Annotated in this window: 17 protein-coding genes; 10 read left to right on the top strand and 7 right to left on the bottom strand. The window is 73.1% G+C overall.

All coding sequences use genetic code 11. The features are described from left to right. The first annotated feature begins 126 nt into the window (after positions 1-126). On the top strand, positions 127-627 hold the full coding sequence (greA, locus tag GA0070622_RS28680; RefSeq protein ID WP_091581857.1) for a transcription elongation factor GreA: 501 nt from the start codon (positions 127-129) through the stop codon (positions 625-627). Positions 628-752: 125 nt separating this feature from the next. On the opposite strand, the gene ilvA is transcribed toward greA, so the two are convergent. From ilvA to GA0070622_RS28700, 4 genes are read right to left on the bottom strand one after another with little or no spacing between them, the layout of a single operon-like run. Then, positions 753-1,973, bottom strand: coding sequence for a threonine ammonia-lyase (gene ilvA / locus GA0070622_RS28685; protein WP_091581861.1), 1,221 nt, complete (start codon positions 1,971-1,973; stop codon positions 753-755). After that, on the bottom strand, positions 1,970-2,941 hold the full coding sequence (locus GA0070622_RS28690; RefSeq protein ID WP_091581865.1) for a DUF4328 domain-containing protein: 972 nt from the start codon (positions 2,939-2,941) through the stop codon (positions 1,970-1,972). The genes ilvA and GA0070622_RS28690 overlap by 4 nt, the downstream gene beginning before the upstream one ends. 52 nt (positions 2,942-2,993) lie before the next feature. Next, positions 2,994-4,406: an amidase gene (locus GA0070622_RS28695; RefSeq protein WP_091581869.1), complete on the bottom strand. Its 1,413-nt coding sequence runs from the start codon at positions 4,404-4,406 to the stop codon at positions 2,994-2,996. Positions 4,407-4,422: 16 nt separating this feature from the next. Beyond that, positions 4,423-5,565, bottom strand: a complete 1,143-nt coding sequence (locus tag GA0070622_RS28700) for a cystathionine gamma-synthase (RefSeq protein ID WP_091581872.1) — start codon at positions 5,563-5,565, stop codon at positions 4,423-4,425. A gap of 133 nt (positions 5,566-5,698) precedes the next feature. Between GA0070622_RS28700 and GA0070622_RS28705 the strand changes: the two genes are divergently transcribed. Next, positions 5,699-6,118, top strand: coding sequence for an HIT family protein (locus GA0070622_RS28705; protein WP_091581877.1), 420 nt, complete (start codon positions 5,699-5,701; stop codon positions 6,116-6,118). Between the two features lie 220 nt (positions 6,119-6,338). After that, positions 6,339-7,934, top strand: coding sequence for a hypothetical protein (locus tag GA0070622_RS28710; protein ID WP_141684643.1), 1,596 nt, complete (start codon positions 6,339-6,341; stop codon positions 7,932-7,934). A 72-nt stretch (positions 7,935-8,006) separates the two neighbouring features. On the opposite strand, the gene GA0070622_RS28715 is transcribed toward GA0070622_RS28710, so the two are convergent. After that, positions 8,007-8,501: a hypothetical protein gene (locus GA0070622_RS28715; RefSeq protein ID WP_091581886.1), complete on the bottom strand. Its 495-nt coding sequence runs from the start codon at positions 8,499-8,501 to the stop codon at positions 8,007-8,009. A gap of 153 nt (positions 8,502-8,654) precedes the next feature. Here GA0070622_RS28715 and msrA point away from each other — a divergent pair, with 153 nt between their 5' ends. The 7 genes from msrA to GA0070622_RS28750 all read left to right on the top strand — a co-directional run bounded on the left by msrA (position 8,655) and on the right by GA0070622_RS28750 (position 17,565). Continuing rightward, the gene (msrA, locus tag GA0070622_RS28720; RefSeq protein ID WP_091581889.1) at positions 8,655-9,317 is read left to right on the top strand and encodes a peptide-methionine (S)-S-oxide reductase MsrA; all 663 of its coding nucleotides are present in this window, start codon (positions 8,655-8,657) and stop codon (positions 9,315-9,317) included. A 192-nt stretch (positions 9,318-9,509) separates the two neighbouring features. Further along, entirely contained in the window at positions 9,510-11,300 is a 1,791-nt protein-coding gene (locus tag GA0070622_RS28725) for an N-acetylglutaminylglutamine amidotransferase (RefSeq protein ID WP_091581892.1), read from the top strand. Between the two features lie 2 nt (positions 11,301-11,302). Further along, positions 11,303-13,141 (top strand): N-acetylglutaminylglutamine synthetase, encoded by a 1,839-nt coding sequence (ngg, locus tag GA0070622_RS28730; RefSeq protein WP_091581895.1) that lies wholly within the window; start codon positions 11,303-11,305, stop codon positions 13,139-13,141. Then, entirely contained in the window at positions 13,138-14,322 is a 1,185-nt protein-coding gene (locus GA0070622_RS28735; RefSeq protein WP_091581899.1) for an osmoprotectant NAGGN system M42 family peptidase, read from the top strand. Before ngg ends, GA0070622_RS28735 begins: the two co-directional genes overlap by 4 nt. Positions 14,323-15,057: 735 nt before the next feature. Beyond that, a complete protein-coding gene (locus GA0070622_RS28740) occupies positions 15,058-15,987 on the top strand; it encodes a ribonuclease Z (protein WP_091581903.1) in 930 nt (309 codons plus the stop codon). Next, complete coding sequence (locus GA0070622_RS28745) at positions 15,984-16,493, top strand: GNAT family N-acetyltransferase (RefSeq protein ID WP_091581907.1); 510 nt, start codon at positions 15,984-15,986, stop codon at positions 16,491-16,493. The genes GA0070622_RS28740 and GA0070622_RS28745 overlap by 4 nt, the downstream gene beginning before the upstream one ends. Positions 16,494-16,608: 115 nt before the next feature. After that, positions 16,609-17,565, top strand: a complete 957-nt coding sequence (locus GA0070622_RS28750) for a S1C family serine protease (RefSeq protein WP_091581911.1) — start codon at positions 16,609-16,611, stop codon at positions 17,563-17,565. Between the two features lie 62 nt (positions 17,566-17,627). Here the strand turns inward: GA0070622_RS28750 and GA0070622_RS28755 are convergent, their stop codons facing one another. Further along, a complete protein-coding gene (locus GA0070622_RS28755; RefSeq protein WP_091581914.1) occupies positions 17,628-18,998 on the bottom strand; it encodes a cystathionine beta-synthase in 1,371 nt (456 codons plus the stop codon). A gap of 76 nt (positions 18,999-19,074) precedes the next feature. Then, positions 19,075-19,431, bottom strand: a complete 357-nt coding sequence (locus GA0070622_RS28760; protein WP_091581917.1) for a YkvA family protein — start codon at positions 19,429-19,431, stop codon at positions 19,075-19,077. Positions 19,432-19,525 lie beyond the last annotated feature (94 nt).

Consider the following 19,525-nt stretch of genomic DNA (forward strand, 5'->3'; position numbering starts at 1 on the left):
CGGAACACGCGTACCCCGGGTCCCGCGACCGGCACCCGGGGTGATCGACCACACCTCGACCGGCACCGCACTGGTAACTTGGTAGTTCACCTGTCAGCCAGTCCGCACCAACCGAGGAGATCGCCTGTGTCCACCAACGGAAACGAGGCGCCCGCCACCTGGCTGTCCCAGGACGCTTACGACCGCCTGCAGGCCGAGCTCGACGAGATGATCGCCAACCGGCCGGTCATCGCCGCCGAGATCAACGCCCGGCGCGAGGAGGGCGACCTGCGGGAGAACGGTGGCTACCACGCCGCCCGCGAGGAGCAGGGCAAGGCCGAGGGGCGCATCCTCTATCTCAAGGAGCTGCTGCGCACCGCCAAGGTCGGTGAGGCTCCGGCCGCCGACGTGGTCTCGCCCGGCATGGTCGTCACCATCTACTTCGACGACGACGCCGACGACACCGAGACGTTCCTGCTCGGCTCCCGGGAGATCGCCTCCACCACCGACCTCACCGTCTACAGCCCCGAGTCCGCGCTCGGCAAGGCGATCCTCGGCGGCAAGGCGGGCCAGACCTGCACCTACACGGCCCCCAGCGGCGCCGACATCAAGGTGACCGTCGTGTCCTTCGAGCCCTACTCGGGCTGACCGCCCTCCGGACCCGCGCCGGACGGCTCGGGTCCCGACCCGACCGAGGCTGACAGGCTCCTCGGGCCCCGAGCCACACCCACCCGTTCGCCCCGACCGGATCATCCGGCCGGGGCGTTCGCGGTTCACCCCTCGCCGGCGAAGACCACCTGATAGCCGCTGGCCCGCAACGCGCTGATCAGCGTGTCCGAGTGCTCCACCCCCCGGGTCTCCACGGACAGCGCCACCTCCACCTCGCCCAGCCGCAGGTGCGGGTTGGCCCGCTGGTGCACCACGTCCACCACGTTGGCCCGGTGCTCGGCGATCTCGCCGAGCAGCGAGGCGAGCTGACCGGGCCGGTCCACGCACCGCACGGTGATCCGCAGGAAGCGGCCGGCCGCGGCCAGGCCGTGCTCGATCACCCGCAGCATCAGCAGCGGATCGATGTTGCCGCCGGAGAGGACCGCGACCACCGGCGGGGTCACCTCCACCGCGCCGGCCAGGAGCGCCGCCACGCCGACCGCCCCGGCCGGCTCCACCACCTGCTTGCCGCGCTCCAGCAGCATCAGCAGCGCGCGGGAGATGTCCTCCTCGGAGACCGTGACCACGTCGTCGACGAGCTTGCGGACGTGGGTGAACGTCAGCTCACCGGGCCGCCCGACGGCGATCCCGTCGGCGATCGTCGCGAACGAGGGCAGCCGGACCGGTTCGCCGGCCCGCAGCGAGGGCGGGAAGGCGGCGGCGCTCGCCGCCTGCACCCCGATCACCCGTACGTCGGGACGCAGCGCCTTGGCCGCCACCGCCATGCCCGACACCAGCCCGCCACCGCCCACCCCGGTCACGATGGTGCGCACGTCCGGGCACTGTTCGAGCAGTTCCAGCGCCACCGTGCCCTGACCGGCGATGACGTCCGGGTGGTCGAACGGGTGGATGAACACCGCACCGGTCCGCTCGGCGAAGGTCTGGGCCGCGATCAGCGACTCGTCCACCGTGTTGCCGACCAGCTCGATCTGCGCGCCGTACCCCTTGGTCGCGGCGACCTTCGGCAGCGGCGCGTTCACCGGCATGAAGACGGTGGCGTGCGTGCCGACCAGACCGGCGGCGAGCGCCACCCCCTGGGCGTGGTTGCCGGCGCTGGCCGCCACCACGCCCCGGGCCCGCTCGTCGGCGGAGAGCCGGGAGATCCGCACGTACGCGCCCCGCACCTTGTACGAGCCGGCGCGCTGCATGTTCTCGCACTTGAGCCAGACCGGCCCGCCGAGCGCGGCGCTGAGCGGACGGGACGGCTCCAGCGGCGTGGTGCGGGTGACGCCGGCGAGCAGCTCCCGCGCGGCCTGTACGTCGGCGAGACCGACCAGTTCCGTCATGCCCCGATCGTGCCACCCGCCCCGGCCGGAGGCGGCGGCGACGTCACCGACGGCGCGTCCGGTCCGGCGGCCGCCGGCGCGGGCGCGGCGGAAGCGGACCCGGGACCGGCCACCGGTGCGGGACCCGCGGGCGCGGCCGGCGCGGGCGCGGCCGGCGCGGGCGCGGCCGTGCCGGGCGCGGGCCAGCCGGGGTGGCCCGGCCAGGCGGGCACGGCACGGGCGAGGCGGTCCTGCTGGGCGGCCGAGATCCGGCGGACCAGCACGACGAACGAGATGCCGGCGACCAGGCAGGCCACCGACAGCAGCAGCCGGCCGCCGAGCGCGTCCTGGTAGTAGCGGACGTAGCTGCCGTACTCCACGTCGTTCTGCGGCCACTCGGTCAGCCGCGAGTACCGCTGGTCGTCGCCGCGGCTGACCAAACGGTCGCCGACCGAGAAGACGAGCCAGGCGGCCCACCAGACGCCGACCAGGGCCGGCGTGGTGCGCCGGAGCAGGCTGTCCCGGGCGATGTTCGCGACCACCCGGGCCGGGACCACGAAGTTGGCGAACGGCACCAGCCAGCCGGCGATCGCCCAGCCCGGGCCGAGGCTCGGCAGGGCGCCCGCGAACGCGTCGGTGTTCTTCCGCGCCCGCCAGGTCCAGATGATGACCAGCACCGCCGCGGTCAGGAGGGCCAGCAGGTAGGGCAGCCCGAGCAGCAGTTCGGCGACCGCCGCGCCCAGCAGCAGGTCCCGGTCACCCTGCTCGGCCGCCGTGCGGGCCATCCGCGCGCCGACCAGCGGGAACAGCGCGCCCGGCAGGTAGAGCACGGTGGCCGCGCCGACCGCGACCGCCGCGGCGGTGCCGAGGCCACGGACCGGGTACGTGGGCACGCCGGGCAGCACCGGCGGCTGACCGAACGGCGTACCGCAACGCTGGCAGTCGGGGTCGACCGGGGACGCGACGTCCCCGCAGGTCTGGCAGTGCATCGGGGACCGTCCGGAAGGGTGTGCGCGACAGGGGTGCGCACACGTTAGACGATCATGCGGTGGCCGGCGACCCCGTACCGACCCGGGGATAGCCGGGAGCGTGCCGCGTCCACGGCGCCTGCATCTCGAACTGCCCGGCCACGCCGAGCAGCAGCAGCTCCGAGCCGGGCGGGCCGACGAACTGCACGCCGACCGGCAACCCGTCCGGGCGGCGGCCGACCGGCACCACGATCGACGGCAGGCCGGCGATGTTCCACGGCGCGGCGTACGGGGCGTACCGGATGTTCGTCGACATGTTCGCCAGCCAGGAGCGGCCGGACCAGCCGGCGGCCTGCGGCGGCGGCCCGGCCAGCGCCGGGGTGAGCAGCAGGTCGACCGAGTGGTCGGCGAAGAACTGCACCGACCGCTCGCGCCAGGCCGTCCGGTCGGACTCCCGGACGTACCCCCGGCGCTGCGCCCACTCCCCCAGCGCGACGTGCCGGCGGCTGCGCCGCTGGAGCTGGCGCGGCGCCACCCCGGCGGCCCGCACGTCCGCCGCGGCGGCCGCGAACCAGGTGGCGATGCCCTGGAGGCCGAGCCGGGTCGGGTAGACCGGGTCGGCGGGAACGGTGTCGTGCCCGGCGGCGGCCAGCAGCCGGCCGGCCGCGGCGACCGCGTCCCGGTTCGGCGCGTCCGGCGAGACGCCGCGCACCGGGGAGCGCAGCGACACGCCCACCCGCAGCCGCGGCGGCGGGACCAGCCGGTCCGGCCGGCGGCCGGCCAGCACCGAGAAACCGACCACCGCGTCGGCGACCGTCCCGGTCAGCATGCCGTGCTCGGTGAGGCCGAACCAGTCGTCCGCGCCGAGCTGGCAGGGCACCACACCCCGGCCGGGCTTGAGACCGACCAGGCCGCAGCAGGCCGCCGGGATGCGGATCGAGCCGAGACCGTCGTTGCCGTGGGCCATCGGCACCAGCCCGGCGGCCACCGCGGCGGCCGCGCCGCCGGAGGAGCCGCCGGGGGTACGCGACAGGTCCCACGGGTTACGGGTCACGCCGGTGTCGTCGTCGGTGAGGGCCCACAGGCCCAGCTCCGGCATCCGGGTCACGCCGAGGATCACCGCGCCCGCGCCCCGCAGCCGGCGGACCACCTCGTGGTCGGCCTCCGCCACCTCGGTACGCATCGCGGCCGACCCGTTCCAGGTGGGCAGCCCGGCGACCGGCGTGTTCTCCTTGACCGCGACCGGCACCCCGGCCAGCGGCAGGTCGGCCAGTTCCTCCTGCTCGTCGACCTTCTCCGCCTCGGTGATCGCCTCGCCGCCGCGTACCGTGCGGAACGCGGCCAGCTCGGCGTCGACTCGGGCGGCGTGGTCGAGGTGGTCGGCCACCACCTGCGTGGCGGAGACGTCACCACGGCGGACCGCACGGGCGATCTGCTTCGCGGTCGCCCCGACCCAGGTCGTCGGCAAGATGTCCGGCACTGCCACCCTCCCCGTCCAGCGGTCAGCCCAGCGCCTGCTCCAGATCGGCGAGCAGGTCGTCGACCGTCTCGATGCCGACAGACAGTCGCACGAGATCGCCGGGAACTTCAAGCGGCGAGCCGGCAGCGCTCGCGTGTGTCATCCGGCCCGGGTGCTCGATCAGGGACTCCACGCCGCCGAGCGACTCGGCGAGCACGAACAGCCGGGTGGAGTTGCAGATCTCCACCGCGTGCTCCTCGCCGCCCGCCGCGCGGAACGAGATCATGCCGCCGAACCGGCGCATCTGCTTGGCCGCCACCTCGTGCCCCGGGTGCGACGGCAGGCCCGGGTAGATCACCTGGCCGACCTTCGCGTGCCCGTCCAGGTAGGCCGCGATCCGCTCGGCGTTGTCGCAGTGCCGGTCCATCCGTACCCCGAGGGTCTTGATGCCGCGCAGGGTGAGCCACGCGTCGAACGGACCGTTGACGGCGCCCATCGCGTTCTGGTGGTAGCGCAGTTCCTCGCCGAGGGTGCGGTCCGCGGCGACCAGCGCGCCACCGACCACGTCGGAGTGTCCGCCGACGTACTTGGTGGTGGAGTGCACCACCACGTCCGCGCCGAACGCGATCGGCTGCTGCAGGTACGGCGAGGCGAACGTGTTGTCGACCACCAGCAGCGCGCCGGCGTCGTGCGCCACGGCGGCCAGGGCGGCGATGTCGGCGATGCCGAGCAGCGGGTTGGTGGGCGTCTCCACCCAGACGATCTTCGTGGTGCCGGGGCGGATCGCGGCGCGGACCGCGTCCGGGTCGGAGACCCTGGCCGGGGTGTACGCCAGACCCCACCGCTCGGCCACCTTGGCGAAGAGCCGGTAGGTGCCGCCGTACGCGTCGTCCGGGATGACCACGTGGTCGCCCGGCTTGCACACGGTGCGCAGCAGGGTGTCCTCGGCGGCCAGGCCGCTGGCGAAGGCGAGCCCCACCGGGCCGCCCTCCAGCGCGGCCAGGCACTCCTGCAGCGCGTCCCGGGTGGGGTTGCCGGAGCGGCTGTACTCGTAGCCCTCGCGCGGTGCGCCGACGGCGTCCTGGGCGTAGGTGCTGGTCTGGTAGATCGGCGGGATCACCGCACCGGTGCGGGCCTCGGGGTCCTGACCGGCGTGGATGGCGAGCGTCTCGAAGCCGTGACTCATTCCAGGAAGGCTAGTCCCTGAGGCCCGCCCCGGTCGGGAATGTCCCCGCCGCGGTGACCCGCCCCGCTTTCCCTGGAACGGCGGAGCGGGGCGGCACCGTCCCGTGCGGCCGGCCGGGCACTACCCTGCCCGGATGGACGGGTGCGTGTTCTGCGGGATCGTGACAGGCGGGGTGCCCGCGTTCCGGGTCGCCGACGAGCCGGACGGAGTCGCCTTCCTGGACACCCGGCCGGTGTTCAAGGGGCACGTGCTGGTGGTGCCCCGCCCTCATCTGGTCGCGCTGGCGGACCTGCCCGCCGACGCGCTGCCCGGCTACTTCCGCTTCGTGCGGCGCATCGCGGTGGCGGTGGAGACGGGTCTCGGGGCCGGTGGGACGTTCGTGGCGATGAACAACAAGGTGTCCCAGTCCGTCCCGCACCTGCACACCCACGTGGTGCCCCGGACGAAGGGGGACGGCCTGCGCGGCTTCTTCTGGCCGCGCACCCGCTACGCCGACGACGACGAGGCCCAGGGGTACGCCGACCGGGTGGCCGCCGCGCTGCCCGCCACGTGACACAACCACCGGACGCCATTCGCATTCACCGCACATTCGCCGCTCGGAACCAGCCGCGAGAATTGTGAGCCCCAGTTCCGAGAAATTGTCGCGGAAAACAAATCGTATTCGTTGTCCATCTGATGACTGAGCAAATGCGGAATGGCGATCAAATGGCAGAGTGCGTTCTGCCGAGTGAGGGACGACCGGTCCCGGCCGGCATCTGGAGCAGGGAGAGCAGATGTCACGAAGAATGGCGGTGGCAGCGGTCGCGCTGACCAGCGTTGCGGCGCTGGCGCCACTGTCGCCCGCCGCGTACGCCGGCCCGTCCACCGAGGACGCCGGGCGGGCCGCCCGGACGGCGGCGACGACCGTCCGCCCGGAAGGGGCCCTGAAGCAGTCGACGGCGACCCCGCAGCAGATGGCGGATCTCGACCGGCGCCACCGCGAGCAGCGCGAACGGATCGCCGCCGCGCAACCCCGGCCGGCCGGCGGTGAGGTCGACGCGGCCGAGCGCGCGAAGCCGGTCCGCCAGACCGAGGCGGGCGGCGAGTTCAGCGCCCAGGCGCTGTTGATCCGACGCAACAACGCCAACACGCGGGCCTCGCAGGTGAGCAGCACGCTGGGCGAGACCGCCGCGGCCAACGACGGCTCCTCGGTCTTCTACACCGGCAACACCTACGCCTCGTACTCCACCAACGACGGCAGCACCTGGACCGGCGTCGGCCTGCCGGCCGGACCGGCCGACGCGCCCAACGCGTGTTGCGACCAGGACGTCGTGCGGGCCCACAACACCGACCGGATCTTCAGCATCCTGCTCTACACGAACGCCGCTCTGAACAACGGCGGAGTGCGCATCTTCGTTCGCGACAATCCGGCCAGCGCACCGTTGTGCACCTATTACATCGACCCGGGCGGGGCCGCCGACGACGTGCTCCCGGACTACCCGCACATCGGGGTGAGCGCCAACGCGCTCTACCTGACCACCCAGAACCAGCGGGCCGGTTCCTGGATCGGTTCGCAGATCAGACGGTTCAACCTCGCGCAGATGTCCGCCTGCACCACGGCCACCACCAACACCCTCACCCACGTCGGCTCGGTCGGGCAGCGGGTCTTCACCCCCGTCGAGGGTGCCCAGAACTCGACCACCATGTACTTCGGGGCGATCGAGAGCACCACGTCGTTCCGCATCTTCAGCTGGGCGGAGTCGAGCGCGTCGGTGCCGCAGACGGTGCGCACGATCAGTGCGTCCAACTTCAGCAACCCGGACTGTCGGGGCGGAACCGGCAACTTCGACTTCATCGAACGCTCCACCTCCTGGACCGCGGCCGGCTTCCGGATGCGCGGGGCGCTGCACGGCTCCCGGGTCACCTGGTACTGGCACTCCGCACCGACCGGCGGGATCACCCAGGGACACGTCCGGGCGGCGTCCTTCCGCACCTCCGACCTGACGCTGGTCGAGCAGCCGCACATCTGGAACGCCGGGCTCTGCTTCGGCTACCCCGTGTTGAGCGGCAACGTCTTCGGCGACCTGGGGATCTCCATCGCCGCAGGCGGCGCGGCGGGCGGTGGTGGCGCAGCGGCGCAGGGTTACGTGGGAGTCGACGACACCCCGGGAGACCCGATCGCCTTCGGGACCGTGATCCTGACCGCCTCCGGCACCCACAACCGCACCGACGGCCGGTACGGCGACTACTTCACCGTCCGCACCAACGCCAAGTGCAGGCAGACCTGGGTCGGCACCAACTACGCGCTGTCCGGGGGGAACACCACCTCCGCGCACGTCAACGCGCGGTACGTCGAGTTCGGCAGCACCCTCGACTCGGGCTGCTTCTGAGTTCCGCCAGGGGGTGGGTGGTCGGGTCGCCGGCCACCCACCGCGCACCCGTGCGGCGGGGACGTCCGGCGGTCAACCGATCCGGAACGGCGCCGAGTGGACCCGCTCGGCGACGGTCCCCTCCGGGGCGGGTGACCGCCGGAAACCGAGGGTGACCCGGTAGACGCCGGCCGGTGCGGGCGGCACGACGCCGTCGCCGCCGGCCGGGTCGAGCCGGAACTCGCGTCGCTCCCCGGGCGCCCAGGTGACGACGCTGCCCGCCCGCTCGACGCCGCAGTTGTCGTACGCCGTCCAGGTGTCGCCCGCGCGGCGTTCCAGCAGGACCGGCGAGCAGTCGGTCCGCAGGTCGTCGGCGTACACGGGCATCTGGCTGCCGTTGGTCACCGTCACCGCGATGCGATCGTCCGCCCCGCCGACCGACACGGTGACGGTGACCACGGTGTCGGCCGTCCCGGCCGGGGTGGCCGGCGCCGGAACGGGGCTTTCCGGAGCGGACCGGGCGCACCCGGCCAGCACGGCCACCGCCAGGATCAGCGCCGCGCTCCGGCAGGCGTTCCATCTGCTCATACCGCTCAGACGAGCCCCAACCCCCCACCGTTCCGCACCGAGCGTGACCCCGTTCCCTACCGATCGCGACCCGGGCCTGAGCGTGGGCGGGACGGGTAAGGAAGCGGGGCCCGGCCGTGTTGCACCCGGGGAGAGTACGAGAGGAGTTCCACCGTGTTCCTTCGCCGCATGAAGGCCGAGATGATCTCTCCTGACCAGGCACTGCCGGGCCGCCCGATCGCCATGCCGATCGCCGACCGGCACGAGGTGCTGCCGTCGACGCTGAAGGGCCCGTTCCCCGAGGGCGCGCAGGTAGCCGTCTTCGGCATGGGCTGCTTCTGGGGTGCCGAGCGGCTGTTCTGGACCCTCCCCGGCGTGATCACCACGTCCGCCGGCTACGCGGGTGGTTACACCACCAACCCGACGTACGAGGAGGTGTGCTCCGGCATGACCGGGCACGCCGAGGTGGTCCAGGTGGTCTACGACCCGTCGAAGATCGCCTACGAGGACCTGCTCAAGGTCTTCTGGGAGAACCACGACCCGACCCAGGGCATGCGCCAGGGCAACGACGTGGGCACCCAGTACCGGTCCGCCATCTACACCACGACGGACGAGCAGCGCGCCGCCGCCGAGGCGTCCCGGGACGCGTTCGCGCCGATCGTGGCGCGGGCCGGCAAGGGCGAGATCACCACGGAGATCGCCCCGCTCGGCGACTACTACTTCGCCGAGGACTACCACCAGCAGTACCTGGCCCCGACGAAGAACCCGAACGGCTACTGCAACCACGGCCCGAACGGGCTGAGCTGCCCGGTCGGCGTGGCCCGTACCGCCGGCTGACGCCCGATGCCGGGTCTGCGGTGTTCGTCACATCGCGGGCCCGGCTCATCTCGGGCATCGGACACCGAGCGGGCAGGAACCGACGCGTTCCTTCACAGCCACACTCGGTAACCGCGCATCGTAGCAACCTGTCACACGTTCGTCATCGTCTCAACAGGCGAACTGCAACAACCTCTGGCAGCATTGGCTCGCATGTGCGGACTTGCGGGAGAGTTCCGCCGTGACGGTTCACGTGCCGACGTCTCGGCCGTGGAGCGGATGGCGGCCACGATGAGTGACCGAGGGCCCGACGACAGCGGCGTCTGGTCGCAGGGCCCGACCGCGCTGGGACACCGGCGCCTGAAGATCATCGACCTTTCCGCGGCGAGCGGCCAACCGATCGTCGACGCCGCCGCCGGGCTCACCGGGGTCTTCAACGGCTGCATCTACAACTACCGCGAGTTGCGCGCGGAGTTGCAGGCCAAAGGCCACCGCTTCTTCTCCGCCGGTGACAGCGAGGTCGTGGTCAAGGCGTACGCCGAGTGGGGGCTCGACTTCGTCGACCACCTGGTCGGCATGTTCGCGGTCGCGATCAGCGAGCGGGACACCGGCCGCCTGGTGCTGGCCCGCGACCGGCTCGGCATCAAGCCGCTCTACCTGGCCGAGAGCCCCGGCGTGGTGCGCTTCGCCTCGACCCTGCCGGCGCTGCTGGCCGGCGGCGGCGTGGACACCACCATCGACCGGGTGGCGCTCGCCCACTACCTGAGCTTCCACAGCATCGTGCCGCCGCCGCGGACCATCCTCGCCGGCGTCACCAAGCTGCCCCCGGCCACGGTCCGGGTGTACGAGGCGGACGGCACCACCCGGGAGCGGGTCTACTGGGACCCGACCTTCGGGCGCGCCGCCGAGCGGGCCGGCTGGTCCGAACGGGACTGGCAGGACGCGCTGCTCGACTCGCTGACCACCGCCGTCCGTCGCCGGATGGTGGCCGACGTGCCGGTGGGCGTGCTGCTCTCCGGCGGCCTCGACTCCAGCCTGGTGGTCGCGCTGCTCGCCGGTGAGGGCCAGGCCCGGTCCGGCCTGGCCACGTTCTCCATCGGCTTCGACGCGGTCGGCGGCCGGGAGGGCGACGAGTTCGTCTACTCCGACCTGGTGGCCAAGACGTTCGGCACCGACCACCACCAGATCCGGGTGCCCACCGGCGACCTGCTGCCGCCGCTGGAGGCCGCCGTCGCGTCCATGAGCGAGCCCATGGTCAGCCACGACTGCGTGGCGTTCTGGCTGCTCAGCCAGGAGGTCGCGAAGCACGTCAAGGTGGTCCAGTCGGGCCAGGGCGCGGACGAGATCCTGGGCGGCTACCACTGGTACCCGCCGCTGGCCGGGGTGGACCGGGAGCAGGCGCTCGACACGTACGCGAAGGCGTTCTTCGACCGGGACGCGGCCGGGCTGGCCCGGGTGCTCAATCCGGACTGGCTGGCCGACGGTGATCCGGCGCGCGAGTTCGTGGCCGCCCACCTGGGCCGGGCCGGCGCGGAGACCGCGGTCGACGCCGGCCTGCGGATCGACACCCAGGTCATGCTGACCGACGACCCGGTGAAGCGGGTCGACAACATGACCATGGCGCACGGCCTGGAGGCCCGGGTGCCGTTCCTCGACCACGAGTTCGTGGAGCTGGCCGCGAGCTGCCCGCCCGAGCTGAAGCTGGCCCAGGGCGGCAAGGGCGTACTCAAGGAGATCGGCCGCCGGGTCCTGCCGCACGAGGTGATCGACCGGCCCAAGGGCTACTTCCCGGTGCCCGGCCTCACCCACCTGGAGGGCAAGCTCCTCGACCGGGTGCGCGACGCGCTCACCGCGCCCGAGGCGCGCCGGCGTGACCTGTTCCGCGGCGACTACGTCGACGCGCTGCTCGCCGACCCGAACGCCGAACTGACCCCGTTGAACGGAAACAAGCTGTGGCAACTGGGACTCCTGGAAATGTGGCTCCAGAGCCACGGAATCGACTGACCGTGACGGACACCCTCGCCACCGGCACGGCCCGCACCGACCGGGAACGGGTGCTCGGGCGCCGCCGGGAACGGACCGGGCCGGGCGGTGACCCGGTCGCACCGGGCACGCCGGAGCCGCGACAGCCGGAGACCGGGTCCGCCGACGCCTCCGGTGTCGTGCTCGACTGCGGCTGGGGCCGGCTGGTCTTCGGGCAGACGTTCGCCGACCAGGTGCACGTGGCCGACGTGCTGCGCTCCGAGGCGGTCGGCGCCCGGGACATCTGCATCTACCTGCGCGACCCGCACGTGCTGGTCTCCCGGCTGCCGGACGAGCTGTTCATCGACCCGTCGCTGACCTACCGGCTGCCGCTGGGCGAGCGCCGCCCGGCCGCCACCGAGGGCGGCGAGATCCCCGGGCTCACCATCCGGCCGCTGCGCGACGCGGACGACGCGGACGCGGTGAACCGGATCTACGCCCGCAACGGCATGGTCACCGCCCCGGTCGAGGTGCTGGTGGACAACGCCGGCACCGACCGGTTCCTGCACCTGGTGGCCGAGGACGCCACCGGCGAGGTGGTCGGCACCATCACCGGCGTGGACCACGTCGCGGTCTTCGACGACCCGGAGAACGGGGCCAGCCTCTGGTGCCTGACCGTCGACTTCAACACCGCGCCGCCCGGCACCGGCCAGGCGCTGCTCACCGCGCTCGCCGACCAGCTCGACACGCGCGGCCGGGCGTACGTGGACCTGTCCGTGCTGGCCGAGAACTCGGGCGCGATCCGGCTCTACGAGCGGCTCGGCTTCCACCGCACCGGCACGCTCTGCGTCAAGCGGAAGAACCCGATCAACGAGCGCCTGTTCCTGCCCGCCATGCCCGAGGGTTACGACGAGCTCAACCCGTACGCGAAGATCGTCGCGGACGAGGCGATGCGGCGCGGGATCCGGGTGGAGGTCACCGACCCGCACTGGGGTGAGCTGAAGCTGACCACCGGTGGCCGGACCATCCACACCCGCGAGTCGCTGTCGGAGCTGACCTCGGCGGTGGCGATGAGCCGCTGCGACGACAAGCGGGTGACCCGGCGCATCCTGACCGAGGCGGGGCTGTCCGTGCCGCGCGGTCGCACCGCCACCGGCGAGCCCGACGACCTCGCGTTCCTGGCCGACGTCGGCCCGGTGGTGGTCAAGCCGGCGCGGGGCGAGCAGGGCAACGGGATCACCGTCGGCGTGCGGACGGCGGAGGCGTTGACCGCCGCGGTCGAGCTGGCCCGCCGGTTCTGCCCGGACGTGCTGATCGAGGAGCTGCGCGCGGGCGAGGACCTGCGGGTGGTGGTGATCGACCACGAGGTGGTCGCCGCCGCGGTCCGGCGCCCGGCGCAGATCACCGGCGACGGGGTGCACGACGTCACCGAGCTGATCGAGCGGCAGAGCCGTCGCCGGGCCGCCGCCACCGGCGGCGAGTCCCGGATCCCGATCGACGACATGACCCGTGAGGTGGTGGCCGAGGCCGGCTACCAGATGCACGACGTGCTGCCGGAGGGGCAGGTGCTGGCGGTCCGGCGGACCGCCAACCTGCACACCGGCGGCACCATCCACGACGTGACCGCCGAGCTGCACCCGGCGATCGCCGAGGCGTGCGTGACCGCCAGCCGGGCGCTGGACATCCCGGTCACCGGGCTGGACCTGCTGGTCCCCGCCCCGGACGCGCCGGAACACGTGTTCATCGAGGCCAACGAGCGGCCGGGGCTGGCCAACCACGAGCCGCAGCCGACCGCCGAACGCTTCGTCGACCTGCTCTTCCCGGGCACGCGGGCACCGCAGCGACTCTGGTCGCCGGCCGGTGCGGCAGGCTCAGGGGCATGACCGCACGGAAACCCCAACCGCTCAAGCTCGACCTCGAATACCTGCGCCAGGTGCTGGTGGAACTGCTGGAGATCCCCAGCCCGTCCGGGCGTACCGACCACATCCAGCAGTACGTGGGCGAGCGGCTCTCCGCGCTCGGGATCAGCTCCACGCTGACCCGGCGCGGAGCGCTGAGCGCCTGCCTGCCCGGCCCCCGGTCGACCGGCGCCGACCGCGCGGTCGTGGTGCACACCGACACCATCGGCGGCATGGTGAAGCGGCTGAAGGAGAACGGCCGGCTGGAGATCAACCCGATCGGCACGCACAGCGCCCGCTTCGCCGAGGGCGCCCACGTGCGGATCTTCACCGACGACCTGGACCGGGTGATCACCGGCCAGGTGCTGCCGCTCAAGGCCAGCGGGCACCGCTACAACGAGGCGGTCGACCTCCAGGGGGTCGGCTGGGAGCTGGTCGAGGTCCGGGTCGACGAGCCGGTGCACGACGAGGCCGGCCTCCGCGCGCTCGGCGTCGACGCCGGCGACTTCGTCGCGCTGCTGCCCAACCCCACGATCACCCCGAGCGGATACGTCAAGTCCCGGCACCTGGACGACAAGGCCGGGGTGGCCGCGGTGCTGACCGCGTTCAAGGCGATGGTCGACGCCGGAGTCACCCCGGCGGTCACCGCGCACCTGCTGGTCACCGTCACCGAGGAGATCGGCCACGGCGCCAGCCACGGGCTGGACCCGGACGTGGCGGAGATCGTCTCGGTGGACGCGGCGGTGGTCGCGCCCGGCCAGCAGTCCCGGGAGAACGCGGCCACGCTGGCGATGGGCGACGGGGTCGGCCCGTTCGACTACCACCTCACCCGCAACCTGGCCTCGATCGCCAAGGAGCACGGCGTCGACCTGGTCCGGGACGTGTTCGACTACTACCGCTCGGACGCCGCCTCGGCGGTCGAGGCCGGGGCGCACGCCCGGGTGGCGCTGCTCGGCTTCGGCGTGGACGCCACCCACGGGCACGAGCGCACCCACCTCGACGGCCTGCACCATCTCGCCCAACTGCTCTGCCTCTATCTGCAGAGCCCGCTGGTATTCCCCGAGTGGGACGCCGAGCCGGAGGGCGACCTGGCCGACTTCCCGTCGCTGGCGGTGCAGCCGGCGCACGAGGAGGGCCCCCGGGAGGGCCCGATCGGCGTGGAGTGACCGTCACCCGGCCGGCCCTCCGCCCGAGGGCCGGCCGGCCCGGGCGGAGGGCGAGGCTCACGCTCGGTGACGGGCGCTGACGGGCGCTGGCGGGCGCTGACGGGCGCTGGCGGGCGCTGGCGGGCGCTGGCGGACGCTGGCGGACGCTGGCGGGCGCTGACGGTAGAGCCGGTCACGGGCCTTTCGAGCTGATATCAGAAATGACTCACCCGCCGTCGCAAGCGGCGGCATGCGGCCGGGGGCCGGGCGCCGAGGCCGGGCACCGGGGCCGGGGGCCCGGGGGGGCCGGGGGCCGGGGGCCGGGGGCCGGGGGCCGGGGGCCGGGGGCCGGGGGCCGTCCCGACATCACGTCCGGCCGTGAGTCGTTCGTGCTATCAGCTCGAAAGGCGGCGCGAACCCACGTCCCGACCGAGGACGGTCCCGGGCTCTCGTCCGCCCTGTGATCGAAATTCGTTGCCGTGGCCGCCGGGAAGTGGATAGCGTGGCGGTACACGGGAAAGGAGGTGGTCCAGACTTGTATAGCAATCGGACTCGTGAGGTGGCTGTCCGCTAGCCGCTGTCCTCGACAGTGAAACCGTCCGCCGCGAGGCGGGCACAGCATGATCGTCGAGACCGTGTGGCAGCGGTGCGGCGAAACCACGACAGCCACCCGACCCCCGGGGTGCCGGCCCAGTCCAGCCGGCCCGCGCGCGAGCGCGGAAGCCCCGGGGGTCGCTTCATGTCTGGGGGAAGACCTTGTCCATGCGGGAGCTGGTGGTGCTCGGGACGGCCAGCCAGGCGCCGACCCGGCAGCGCAACCACAACGGCTACCTGCTGCGCTGGGACGACGAGGTGATCCTCTTCGACCCGGGCGAGGGCAGCCAACGCCAGATGCTGCACACCGGGGTGACCGCCACCGACCTGACCCGGATCTGCGTCACCCACTTCCACGGCGACCACTGCCTGGGGCTGCCCGGCATGATCCAGCGGCTCTCGCTGGACCGCGTGCCGCACCCGGTGGCCGTGCACTTCCCGGCCGGCGGCGCGGACTACTTCGCCCGGCTGCGCCACGCGTCGAGCTTCTACGAGACGGCCGAGCTGGCCGTGGAGCCGATCGACACCGACGGCCAGAGGATCACGCTGGGCATCGGCACGCTGGAGGCCCGCCGGCTGCGGCACCCCGTCGAGACGTACGGCTACCGCCTGGTCGAGCCGGACGGCTGCCGGATGCTGCCGGAGCGGCTGGCCGCGTACGGCATCGTCGGTCCGGCGGTGGGGCGGCTGCTCCGCGACGGCCACCTGGACCTCGACGGACGCCGCGTCAGCCGGGACGAGGTGAGCGTCACCCGACCGGGGCAGCGGTTCGCGTTCGTGATGGACACCGGGCTCTGCGACGGGGTGTACGCGCTGGCTGAGCACGCCGACCTGCTGGTGATCGAGTCGACGTTCCTGGAGTCGGAGGCCGCGTTGGCCGCCGAGGTCGGCCACCTCACCGCCGGCCAGGCCGCGCGGGTGGCGGCCGAGTCGGGGGTACGCACACTCGTGCTCACCCACTTCTCCCAGCGGTACGCCGACCCGCGCCGCTTCCACGACGAGGCGCGCGAGCACTTCACCGGTGATCTGGTGATCGCCGAGGATCTCCAGACGGTGCAGATGCCGCCCCGGCGGGTACCGTCGCCCGGGTGACACTCTCCCTACGTTCCGCGACCGAGGCCGACCTGATGGCGGTCGGCGCCCTGCACCAGCGCTCCCGGGTGGCGGCGTACTCGTCGATCCTGCCGCCCGATGCGCTCGCCGAACCGACACCGGAGGCGATGGGGCGCTACTGGGTCGAGCGGCTGACCTGGGAGGGCGCGGACCACCGGATGACCGTGGCCGAGCGGGACGGACGACTGGTGGGCTTCAGCTACCTCGGGCCGGACGACGAGGGCGACCCGGCGACCGGACTGCTCAACGCGATCCACCTCGAGCCGGACGAGCGGGGCCGGGGCACCGGGCGGGCGCTGATGGTGGACGCGCTGGACGCGATGCGGGACCGCTCGTGGACCCGGGCCGTGTTGTGGGTGCTGCGCGACAACGCCTCCGCGCGCCGGTTCTACGAACGTGGCGGCTGGCGGGCCACCGGCGCGAGCCGCGTCGACCGCATCGGGCCCGCGCTGGTGGACCAGGTGCGCTACGCGCGTGAGGTGTAAGGAAGGGCCCCTTCTTAACGCATTCGGTAGAGGAAGGGCCCCCTGTTAACACCGCGCCCGTTCGCTGTCAGCGGAGTCGGGCATGGGCGCCGACGGGTGAGGCGTTGGTGGCGACATGGAGGAGACCGAGGACACCGGGCGGGCGGAGGACGCCGCGCTCGACGCGTACTCCCGGGTGGTGACCGGTGTGGCGGCGCGGGTGCTGCCCGCGGTGGCGGCCCTGTCGGTGCGGACCGCGCGCGGCGCGGGCGCCGGCTCGGCCGTCGTCATCGGGCCGGACGGGCTGCTGCTGACCAGCGCGCACGTCGTGCAGGGCGCGAACGGTGGCATGGCCGCGTTCGGCGACGGCACCGAGACCCGGTTCCGGGTGGTCGGCGCCGACCCGCTGTCGGACCTGGCCGTGCTGCGCGCCGACGAGTCGGGCGTGCCGCCGGTCGAACTGGGCGACGCCGACCGGCTGCGCATCGGCCAACTGGTGGTCGCGGTCGGCAACCCGATGGGGCTCGCCGGCTCGGTCACCGCCGGGGTGGTCTCCGGGCTGGGCCGGTCGCTGCCCGCGCGAGACGGGCGGCTGGTCCGGCTGATCGAGGACGTCATCCAGACCGACGCCGCGCTCAACCCCGGCAATTCGGGCGGGGCGCTCGCCGACTCCGCCGGTCGCGTCGTCGGGGTCAACACCGCGGTCGCCGGATACGGGCTGGGGCTGGCGGTGCCGGTCAACCCCACCACCCGGCAGATCGTCGCCGACCTGACCGACGCGGGGCGGGTGCGCCGGGCCTGGCTGGGGGTGGCCGGCGCGCCGGTGCCGCTGCCGCCGGAGGTGACCGCGCGTACCGGCCAGCGGCGCGGGCTGCGGGTGGTGGAGGTGGTGCCCGGCAGCCCGGCCGGGGTCGCCGGGATCTACCTCGGTGACGTGATCGTGTCGGCGGGCGGGCGGCCGGTGCAGGACGGGCAGAGCCTGCAACGACTGATGCTCGGTCCGGCCATCGGTGTCCGGCTGTCGGTCACCCTGCTGCGCAAGGGGGCGTACGTGGACGTGGTGGCGGTCCCGACCGAGCTGGGCAGCCGGTGAGGCATGTTAAGAAGGGCCCCTTCCTCTACGCCAGGCGTTAAGAAGGGGCCCTTCCTTACCGCTCAGCGGGCGCCGAGGTGGGCGAGCAGGTCCTGCCGGGTGAGCACGCCCTTCGGCTTGCCGTCGACCAGCACCAGCGCCGCGTCGGCCTTCTCCAGCAGCCCCACCGCCTCGCTGACCGGCTGCCCGCCGCCGATCATCGGCAGCGGCTCGCCCATGTGCCGCTCGATCGTGTCGTGCAGATGGGCCTGGCCGGTGAAGAGCGCGTCGAGCAGGTCCCGCTCGGCGATCGAGCCGGCCACCTCGCCGGTCACCACCGGCGGCTCGGCCTTGAGCACCGGAAGCTGGGAGACGCCGTACTCGCGCATGTAGTCGATGGCGTCGCGGACCGTCTCGGTCGGGTGGACGTGCACCAGCTCGGGCAGGCCGCCCGGCTTGCCGGCGAGCGCGTCGGCCACGGTCGGCTCGGTGCCCGAGTCGTCCAGGAAGCCGTACCGGGCCATCCACCCGTCGTTGAAGATCTTGGACAGGTAGCCGCGGCCGCCGTCCGGCAGCAGCACCACGACCACGTCGTCCGGGCCGGCCTTGCGGGCCACCTCCAGCGCGCCCACCACGGCCATGCCGCAGGAGCCCCCGACCAGCAGCCCCTCCTCGCGGGCCAGCCGGCGGGTCATCTCGAAGGACTCCTTGTCCGACACCTCGACGATCTCGTCCGCGATCGAGCGGTCGTACGTCTCCGGCCAGAAGTCCTCGCCGACGCCCTCGACCAGGTAGGGCCGACCGGTGCCGCCGGAGTAGACCGAGCCCTCCGGGTCCGCGCCGATCACCCGGACCCGCCCCTCGGACGCCTCCTTGAGGTAGCGGCCGATGCCGGAGATCGTGCCGCCGGTGCCGACACCGGCCACGAAGTGGGTGATCTTCCCCTCGGTCTGCCGCCACAGCTCCGGCCCGGTGGTCTCGTAGTGCGAGCGCGGGTTGGCCGGGTTGCTGTACTGGTTGGGCTTCCACGCGCCGGGGATCTCCCGGGCCAGCCGGTCGGAGACGTTGTAGTAGGAGCGCGGGTCCTCCGGCGCGACGGCGGTCGGGCAGACCACCACCTCGGCGCCGTACGCCCGCAGCACGTCCTGCTTGTCCTGGCTGACCTTGTCCGGGCAGACGAACACGCACCGGTAGCCCCGGAGCTGGGCCACCAGGGCCAGCCCGACACCCGTGTTGCCGCTGGTCGGCTCCACGATCGTGCCGCCCGGCCCGAGGATGCCGGCCTTCTCGGCGTCCTCGACCATGCGCAGCGCGATCCGGTCCTTGACCGATCCGCCCGGGTTGACGTATTCCACCTTCGCCAGCACGGTCGCCTGGATGCCCTCGGTGACGTTGCGCAGGCGTACCAGCGGGGTGTTGCCGATCAGCTCGACGACGTTGTCGTAGTACTGCACCTCGTTGTGCCCTTCGTTGCGCCGCCGTCGTGAGGCGGCCGGTCAGCCGTCAGTTCGCCGCCCAGCGTACGTGCCGTCAGGGCACCACGTGCCCGGGGACGACGGAGCTGCGACGTGCCTCCCACTCCAGGAACCGTTCGGTCTCGGCGAGCACGCTGCCGGCCAGCCAGGTGACCATCACCGCGTCGTCGGCCAGCCCGAAGATCGCCAGCGGGATCTCCGGCAGCAGGTCGATCGGGGAGACCACGTACGCCGCCGCACCGGCCATCAGGGCCAGGCGGACACCGCCGTCGTACTCGCCCCGGGCGGTCGCCCGGACCATCCGCGGCAGCGCCGCCAGCCGGGCGCCCAGTGACGGCCCGCCGCGCGCGCCGGCCGCCAGTGCCCGGGCCAGCGCGGCGAACGCGGCGCTCCGCTTCAACGTCTTCCCCATGTCTCCGCCCCTCTCCGTCCGACCAGGGTGCGACCCGGGGGCAAGCCCGCGTCCGCTCCCCAGGGAATACCCAGACGGGCACCCGCCCAGCCTC

This window comes from Micromonospora sediminicola (assembly GCF_900089585.1).
GTDB lineage: Bacteria > Actinomycetota > Actinomycetes > Mycobacteriales > Micromonosporaceae > Micromonospora > Micromonospora sediminicola.